Origin of the sequence: Grimontia indica, from assembly GCF_000333895.2 — a bacterium.
Lineage (GTDB): Bacteria > Pseudomonadota > Gammaproteobacteria > Enterobacterales > Vibrionaceae > Enterovibrio > Enterovibrio indicus.
The window spans coordinates 370,924-377,767 of record NZ_ANFM02000006.1; the positions used below are offsets into that span (position 1 = coordinate 370,924).

General features: G+C 46.3%; 8 protein-coding genes and 1 pseudogene. 3 read left to right on the top strand and 6 right to left on the bottom strand.

What is annotated here, in order from left to right; translation table 11 throughout:
- Positions 1–45 precede the first annotated feature (45 nt).
- Positions 46–939 carry a DMT family transporter gene (locus D515_RS04135; protein WP_002536249.1) on the bottom strand — a complete coding sequence of 298 codons (894 nt, stop codon included), beginning with the start codon at positions 937–939 and terminating at the stop codon, positions 46–48.
- Between the two features lie 142 nt (positions 940–1,081).
- On the opposite strand from D515_RS04135, the gene D515_RS04140 reads away from it, so the two are divergent.
- Complete coding sequence (locus D515_RS04140) at positions 1,082–2,008, top strand: LysR substrate-binding domain-containing protein (protein WP_002536251.1); 927 nt, start codon at positions 1,082–1,084, stop codon at positions 2,006–2,008.
- A 128-nt stretch (positions 2,009–2,136) separates the two neighbouring features.
- Positions 2,137–2,739 carry a hypothetical protein gene (locus D515_RS04145; RefSeq protein ID WP_002536252.1) on the top strand — a complete coding sequence of 201 codons (603 nt, stop codon included), beginning with the start codon at positions 2,137–2,139 and terminating at the stop codon, positions 2,737–2,739.
- Between the two features lie 87 nt (positions 2,740–2,826).
- Here D515_RS04145 and D515_RS04150 read toward each other — a convergent pair whose 3' ends face one another.
- The 3 genes from D515_RS04150 to D515_RS04160 all read right to left on the bottom strand — a co-directional run bounded on the left by D515_RS04150 (position 2,827) and on the right by D515_RS04160 (position 4,153).
- Positions 2,827–3,060 carry a hypothetical protein gene (locus D515_RS04150; RefSeq protein ID WP_152442342.1) on the bottom strand — a complete coding sequence of 78 codons (234 nt, stop codon included), beginning with the start codon at positions 3,058–3,060 and terminating at the stop codon, positions 2,827–2,829.
- A gap of 131 nt (positions 3,061–3,191) precedes the next feature.
- Positions 3,192–3,755 (bottom strand): hypothetical protein, encoded by a 564-nt coding sequence (locus D515_RS04155; protein ID WP_002536255.1) that lies wholly within the window; start codon positions 3,753–3,755, stop codon positions 3,192–3,194.
- Positions 3,746–4,153 (bottom strand): MAPEG family protein, encoded by a 408-nt coding sequence (locus D515_RS04160; protein WP_002536257.1) that lies wholly within the window; start codon positions 4,151–4,153, stop codon positions 3,746–3,748. Before D515_RS04160 ends, D515_RS04155 begins: the two co-directional genes overlap by 10 nt.
- A gap of 298 nt (positions 4,154–4,451) precedes the next feature.
- Between D515_RS04160 and D515_RS04165 the strand changes: the two genes are divergently transcribed.
- Positions 4,452–4,844 carry a hypothetical protein gene (locus tag D515_RS04165; protein WP_002536259.1) on the top strand — a complete coding sequence of 131 codons (393 nt, stop codon included), beginning with the start codon at positions 4,452–4,454 and terminating at the stop codon, positions 4,842–4,844.
- Between the two features lie 294 nt (positions 4,845–5,138).
- Here D515_RS04165 and D515_RS04170 read toward each other — a convergent pair whose 3' ends face one another.
- Complete coding sequence (locus D515_RS04170) at positions 5,139–6,230, bottom strand: calcium-binding protein (RefSeq protein WP_002536261.1); 1,092 nt, start codon at positions 6,228–6,230, stop codon at positions 5,139–5,141.
- Positions 6,231–6,507: 277 nt separating this feature from the next.
- Positions 6,508–6,645, bottom strand: a pseudogene (locus D515_RS26170) (IS6 family transposase); the annotation flags it as partial.
- Between the last annotated feature and the right edge of the window lie 199 nt (positions 6,646–6,844).

Here is a 6,844-nt window from a genome sequence, read left to right on the forward strand (position 1 = left end):
GATAATATTGTCCCTTGTGGTTATTAAGCCAACGTCCGAAGCCAATCAGCAGGTCTGTGCTTTCCGCCCCCACTGGAACGGTCGAATATTTCGGTTCATTGCAAAACCCGCGAAGAGAATGGCTACCATGCCGAGCGTCATCAGTGGCGTGATGGCATTGCCATAAACCAGATAATCCACCATCACTGTTGCTACCGGGTAAACATAGGCCAGCACTGCAATCATTGGGGTTTCCAGCTTCTGGAATGCGCCATAAAGCAAAATGTACATCACTGCCGTCTGCAAGAATCCCAGCGCCAGTAACCAATACCAATGATCACCTGCTGCTGGCACTTCCTGAACGGGTGCGAAAGTCGCCATCATCAATGTGCCGAGCGCCAAGTGCACGGTCGCAATCAAGTGCGGTTTGATGTGGCTCAACCGACGGGTGATCAGGGTGGTTATCGCATACAACACGGCAGCTACCATGGCACTGCCAATCCCCCAGAGCAGGTTTTCGCTCCAACCGCTGGAGAACGGATCCACAATCATCAGCACGCCAGAAAACGCCACCAGCACCCAAAACCAGTTGTGCGCCTCAAACCGCTCACGCAAAAACAACGCCGCAATCAACAACACAAAAATGGGTTGAGTGTGATAAGCCACCGTCGTTACCCCAATCGGCGCGAAGCTGAAAGAGGTAAACAGAAAACACCAGTTCAGCACCAGCGTTACGCCACCTGCCAGCATCAGCAGCCACTCTTTCCCCGTGACCTTCGAAGCATTCAGATAGCCGCGCATCCATGCGTAAAAGCCGAGAAACATGAATCCAAACAGGCAGCGATAAAACACCGCATTGAGCGCTGATTGCCCCGATTCATACACAAACACGCCGATGGTGCTCGAAAGCATCATCGCCAGAATCATTTCTACTTTACCGATAGTATTTGGCTGCATCATTTCGTCTCCTTGTGCTCGCTTCGCCTGTGTGCGAGCATCATGAAGACGTTAACGGCAATGTACCTTTCGCGATATTTATCATAGTTAACGGGCATTAAGCGCAGCTAAACACCTGCTATCGCAAAGGAGGATGAGGAAGAAAATGGACGAGAGCAAGTTTCAGGATATTCCACCGATGAACGCCATGGTGTCGTTTGATGCGGTAATAAAAAGCGGCACCATTGCCGGTGCAGCGCAGATGCTTAACCTCACCTCTTCGGCTGTCAGCCAGCGAATCAAACAACTGGAATCCTGGTTTCGCGCACCATTGTTTCATCGCAACGGAGGCAAACTGGAACTGACCGAGATAGGCCGCCAACTTGCTGCCTCGAGCACCACCGCCTTCGACCAACTGCTCGCCACCACTCACCAGATTCGTTCTGCCGCCGCCAGCAGTGAAATCACCGTGAGTGCTATTTCATCCTTCGCCTATTTACGATTGATGGAAGCCCTACCCGACTTCTACGCTGCCTGCCCAGACCTCAGCCTGACGCTGGATGCCAACAACAGCAAAGTCGACTTCCGTGCACAATCCCTCGACCTCGCGATTCGCTATACCTATCAGCCTTACGATGAAGGCTTAGTGTTCGAGAAGATTGCCGACGAAGAGATCTTCCCCTGCGCCAGCCCAGAATTGTTAGAGCGTGTACAAAGCGACGATTTAAAAACCCTGCTCGACCACTCCGCCATGATTATCGATTCCAGCCCGCAACTGGTGAACGTCCAACCTGGCTGGCAGCAATGGCTCAGTAAATTCGAAGACTTCGATGTGGAAGGCTACAAAAGCCTGAGATTCAACGAATACCAATACGCACAGAAGACAGCCATTGAAGGACACGGCGTGTTGTTCGCCCGCAGCGTGTTAGCAGAGTACGCCATTGCCAGCGGAGAGTTGATAAGAATCGGCGAACACTCCATGCCTTCTGCTTCCAGCTACTATTTAGTATCGAGAAAAGACGTGCCGCTAAAACCACCTGCGCGCGAGTTCGCCAAATGGTTCAGGGAGTGGTTTGAGATGAAGGAAGCCTGAAACTTCGCAAATATGTCCACTCAACCAGCCGCAAGATGATGCGGCTCGTAGTTTAACTCGCTAGTAAGTGATTCTTTTTTCAGCAAAACCCATATTGGTGAGACCACATACAATATAGGTTTTTTATTATGAATCTCATCAACAACAAGCGCTTTTTAAACGGCGCTATCCTTCTCACGACGTTACTCTTTGCGGTATTAGTGGCACCACTCGCTCAAGCCGCAGATGGCATTAAGGGCAAGAACCTGCTTGATGTTGCGAATTGGAAAGCGGCGACAGACAGTTTTGGCTCCAGTTTCCGAGCGGCGGATCCTCTGATTCAAGATGGTGAGATTCAAGTCGAGTTCACCTTGTCGGCCAAACAGGAAGGGAAAAACTGGCCGTTCGTGGAATTGATTTGCGCGACAGATACTGCGCTTTCTGGCGTGTCGGTGGTAGAAATTACTTACCGCTCAGAATCAGATGTTTCTGTGAAATTCTCTCAGTCTGACTTTGGTTCAAGTGGCGACGGTTCCTATGCGCACTATCAAACCGTTATCCCAGCTTCTGATCAATGGACGACGGTTCAACTGAACGCCGATGACTTCCAACAACCTAGCTGGGCGCCAGAAAGCACCAAGAAAATTGCGCTAAACCTGGATAACGTTCAAGACATCTATCTCTCGCCGAGACTGAACTTTAAAACCGGTGAAACCAGCAACATCTGGATTAAGAGTCTTCGCGTACTTTAATCGCCGGGCATTATCCGCCAAGAGCTAACAACTCCGAACCCCAAGCGCTGCTCATTCGTTTCTACACGGGCAGCGTTTTTGTTTTCATCAGATCAGTGGAATCCAGGAACTTAAATCCTTACTCGTATGCCCTCGATATTCATCTGGTCTGTTAATAGCGCGATAGTTGGAGTGGAAACTGATAGACGCAGGAATGATGGCGAAGCTGACCAGCCACAACACCAGATCATCCGAAGACAGGAAAAGGCAAAACCCTAGAGACAACAACGCCATTAAGAACATCCCTACGTCACACCACATCAAGAATTTCTTCATTTTCATGAATTGCGTCCAGTCATCGATAAGCCAATCATTTGAGAATTGATGGCATGCAGAACAAACCCCTGTGTGGGGTAATGTGTCTGTATCGGTTTTACACTCAGGGCAACGGGCTTTCACTGAAGTTCCTTTCCTCAATCATCTCGGCGCAGATAAATATTCAGCACAATCAACAGCAGCAAAAACAACGGGAAGCCGATAAAGCCAAACATCTTGCTGGTGTCGGCCTGTTCTTCAAATTCTGATTGAGTACGATATTGATAAATCACAGAATCCGCTAACGCAATTTGCGCGACCATGTTCGACAGGTGCGGATAACCGAAATACGGACATTGTGTAATGGAAACGGTCTGCCCTTTTCTGGCTTTGAGCTGATTTCTATCATCGACCCAATAACCCAAGCTACCGTCAATGGTCATAGAAAAGGTTTGCTGGCTTTTCGCCAATTCCAAAACGTCTCTGTTTTTTGGGGTGCGGTAATCTCGCACTTCATAGTCTGTGGTTTCGCACTGCTCAATCGGCAAGTAGTCAGAAACCAGGATATGTGGCGTCGCCAGTGGGTAAGAACAGATGGCGATACCCATCACCAACACAATCGAGGCCCCAAACCATAAAGGACTTCGTTTATCTTTCGGTACACTGAAAATCAGGTAGCTGACGATAACCCCAACTACCAGAGAAACAATAATCAGCCCCAACCTTTAATCCCCGCAATGAACATGCCCAGCAAGCCTACCAAGCTGATAACAAAGGCTACGCTGCGGCCGAGTTTTAAGTTTAGGTAGTAGCAGAGCATGTGGAGTACACGTCCGCCGAAATAGATAAATGCACTGGTATTTACCCAATCTGGGTCGGCAGAAGAAAGGATGGCAAACAGCGAGAAAAGGATCAGAATCGCCGCGCTTTCGTTACTGTTTTCAATAGCGCGGGTCGCCCGGAACAAAATGCTCGAATGGCTTGGCTCTATCGGGTAGCCCGGAACACACTTCGCCTTCAGCCTTATCACATCGGCAACCATCAATTGAATGAAAAAAATAAAACCGGTAAGCCCCAATACCAAAACGGTATCGCTGTAAGGTTGAACAAAATCCACCATCTCTATCCCTGCATCTGACTGTTTAATATTCAGATTATTAGTCTAAGTATCCCTACAGTGTTTGATAGGTAGGCTTGTCGATATTAGTGCTCACATCACTAAAATTGATGGAAATCTCCCCAAGGTTTCCACACCTTCGTGCTTCTCACACCATGCAACTCCCCTCCATTTTCTTGATGTCACACGCACACAATGTTGTGATTTTTTGAAGGCATTCTCACCTGAAAAGACCTTACTTTTTCAAAACTATCAATGCGTTGGATAATCACCGCTAAATCGGTTAAAGGATTGACCCAAGATGCTGAAAGACGATGACTTTGAGATCGACCACGAATTCTTCCACTTCCGCAAAGACCAATATGCGCTCTGGAAAATCAAAGATGCCAGAGTCAAAGAGCTCTCCCTGCTGGATAACCTGCTCTATACCTTCTTCTGGATTTGGATTTTCTCCGGCGGTGTCTGGCTCGCCTACTCCCAGTTTCAAAACCAAGCTGTTCTATTGCTGGCCCTGGTTCTTACCGGCTTAGGCGCATTTTCCATCTTCAAACGCGCCAAATATTCCCTGCAATTAGAAATAAACCATGCCGACACTACTGGTGTGCAGTGGGTGAATGTGAAAAAGACCAATAGTGAGGCTGAGAGATTGGTGTTGGAGAAGCAGGTGATGGTGATTAAAGGGTTAAAGGGTTAAAGGGTTAAAGGCCAGCTAATTTAAGCCCCATATTAATCTCAAAATAAAGGTCCATCGAATATTTGCGTGGACTGGAAATGAAAACAGATGTGATGTTATTGTTTAGTCGCAAAAAAATTAACTTGAAAACGAGCATTACATTGAACAAACGGTTCTGAAAAACAGAACTCTCCGGCCGGAAGTTTTATGTTCATCATGACGTAACCAAAAATCAATCTAGCCTGTTCAACCCCCTGAAAGGTTGTCCAGGCTCATTGTGGTAATTTATAGCTATCGTTGCCTAATTGAATGGAGTCAAATAAAGGCCTCTCCATTTAGAAAACCATATTCAGCATCTGTCCAAACGGTAATTGTATCGCCACTAAAACGTTGTTCGAATACATATCCATTCAGTTCCGAACCTTGCTCTTCAGACAAACCAGCCAGTGCGAGCATTTCCGGTGAGATATGAACTGTTGCATTTGTGCCTTCTGAATATATCCAGCCGATCCCTACTAAGTTAAATGTGTCTTCACCATGACCAAGATGTGCAATAAACGAGTCCCAATCATCACCAGTATCAGAATCTGAGTGCGCTTGAATAGCATAAGCATTAATGGTTAAAACATCATCGACAGTCCCAGCGGTGGCGGTAGCAACAACTGCTTCAATTCCGCTTATCACATTGCCGGATTCTGTAGAGTTTTCCTCTCTGTAGGTTGCACCTGTAAAATCAATTTCACCACGTGCATCTGTGAGAGTGTCGAAACCTTGGCCTGCGGCATAGATGATGCCATGTTCACCACGGGGGATAAAGTCAACGTACTGATTACCTACGAAGTCTTCAATATCAAAGACAAAAGTATCACTACCCCAACCTCCTACTAAAGTATCTTGCCCTTCGCCACCATTAAGATAACTACCTTTACCTGCAAATATGACAGAAAAGCCGCCATTGATATAATCATGACCATTTGAGCCGAATAACTTGTTACTCCCCATTCCGCCATAAATTCTATCACCGGCAATACTTTGAAAGTAAGTAAGTGCATCATCGTCTTTAGGCTCGGAATAGTACCCACCAAAGATTGTGTCATCACCTCTGCCACCGTGTAGATAGTTACCATACTTACTTCCAATTAAGTAGTCATCGCCATTGTTACCCATCAAGCGGCCACCAAAATCATCGAACAGCTCTGCCCAGTCGTTTCCATCACCACCTAAAAAACAGCCATACCCTTGAAACGAATCATCTCCTCCGAAACCATAGGTGTAATCCGCCAAAAAAGGAAAACCATCATCTCCATTTGTGCCTATAGCGTACCGTTGATTATATGGGCCTATGGTTTCCCCAACGCCATCCTCAATGCTTCTTGGTTCGTAAATTGGGTACGCGCATGATGTCATAAACTTTCTCTCCATTGTGGTTTGAATATCCGCACAAGTAGAGCACGGGGCACTAGTTGAAATATACTCAAAAATAAGAAGTGTGATTTTTTGCCCAAAATGTGGTTTTGGACAGCAAATAAGCCTATTTAAGAGTCTTCGCTGTCATCATTTCATTCGGGAAAAGTCTTCATGGCAGCTCGACGAAACCTAATTCAAGGTAAAAGGGAATTATGTTTATCGGAGCTTGTTGTAAAAAATGGTTTAGGATAAATATTGTTGGGTTGTGTTAAGGTAATCAGTCTAAAATGCCAATGACATTAATTAATTCGTTTATATAAATAGATCGCTCTCGCACAGGCGTTTTAAGTTCATGGTTGTGTAACCAGAAATCAAACCAACCTTTATTCAATATGTGCAGTGAATCAAATCCCTCTTTTTTCAATGGTAAAGACTCGCAGGACAGGCACTTTTAGAAAAAGTTCGAATTATCAGTTTCATGCATGCTTGCACATCGCCTCATACCTGTTCATTTATCCAGCAGGAGTAGGCCAACTCAGTTAGTGTAAGTGAATTCAATGATGACCATAAGTATTCGAATTCGCCATGACAACCGCTCGCTCCTCGCTCATTAA

Bases quoted from the DNA above. Each gene is read 5' to 3' on its own strand.
- D515_RS04135 (WP_002536249.1), bottom strand. From the start codon at position 939: ATGATGCAGCCAAATACTATCGGTAAAGTAGAAATGATTCTGGCGATG.
- D515_RS04140 (WP_002536251.1), top strand. From the start codon at position 1,082: ATGGACGAGAGCAAGTTTCAGGATATTCCACCGATGAACGCCATGGTG.
- D515_RS04145 (WP_002536252.1), top strand. From the start codon at position 2,137: ATGAATCTCATCAACAACAAGCGCTTTTTAAACGGCGCTATCCTTCTC.
- D515_RS04150 (WP_152442342.1), bottom strand. From the start codon at position 3,060: ATGAAAATGAAGAAATTCTTGATGTGGTGTGACGTAGGGATGTTCTTA.
- D515_RS04160 (WP_002536257.1), bottom strand. From the start codon at position 4,153: ATGGTGGATTTTGTTCAACCTTACAGCGATACCGTTTTGGTATTGGGG.
- D515_RS04165 (WP_002536259.1), top strand. From the start codon at position 4,452: ATGCTGAAAGACGATGACTTTGAGATCGACCACGAATTCTTCCACTTC.
- D515_RS04170 (WP_002536261.1), bottom strand. From the start codon at position 6,230: ATGACATCATGCGCGTACCCAATTTACGAACCAAGAAGCATTGAGGAT.